1 pseudogene is annotated in these 708 nt (G+C 41.8%); it reads right to left on the reverse strand.

Annotated features, from left to right (window positions below):
- Nucleotides 1-708, reverse strand: a pseudogene (locus J7R05_RS07385) (NAD-glutamate dehydrogenase domain-containing protein); the annotation flags it as partial.

The raw sequence follows: 708 nt of genomic DNA on the forward strand, positions 1-708 counted from the left end.
GCGGTCTTGTGAATAGGGAATTCCAGCCTGTTGAAGATAGCGTCCATAATGACGCAAAATAACAATTTCACGCCAATTAAGCTCAGCTGTTTGAGTTAAGGCATTGAAGGCATCATTATCAGCATTTTGAGACCAAATAGCTTCGAATGTTTCGGCATGTTTTTGACCATTTTTGTTGAAATCGATACAGAGTTGGAAAGCACTTTCTAATTGCATATCATGCAGATACACAGAATGTCCGTTACTATCTGGTAATTCAAGCGTTTGTTCGGCAATGACCCGAAATCCCATATTTTCAAGGACTGGTACGCGTTTGGAAAGAGCAAGTGCTTCATGGCGGTGAAAGAGCCGAAGAGAAATGTTTCGTTTTTCTTTGTTGTGTGCTTGATAAAAAGTAACAAAAAGCGGTTTTTTATCATGAAGACTTAAAATATTTCCGGCGTCTTCAATTGCATCTTCAGCTGAGAATAAATCACGATAGCTGTTGGGAAATTGGCTAGCTAAACGCATTTGTTGGTCTGTTGCTTTGCGGGTAATAGCTATGGTTTGAACGCTGTCTTCCCAGCTGCGTGCTATGGAACGAACATTTTGTTCAAGCACTGTGCGCTCAACGACAGGGGCGCTTTCGCTCCCTTTGCGGTGGATGATATAATGAACGCGGATGAGAGTGCTTTCTAAGAAGAGAGGATAGGATTCGAAAAAATCACC

The organism is Bartonella capreoli, assembly GCF_902813205.1.
GTDB classification, from domain to species: domain Bacteria; phylum Pseudomonadota; class Alphaproteobacteria; order Rhizobiales; family Rhizobiaceae; genus Bartonella; species Bartonella schoenbuchensis.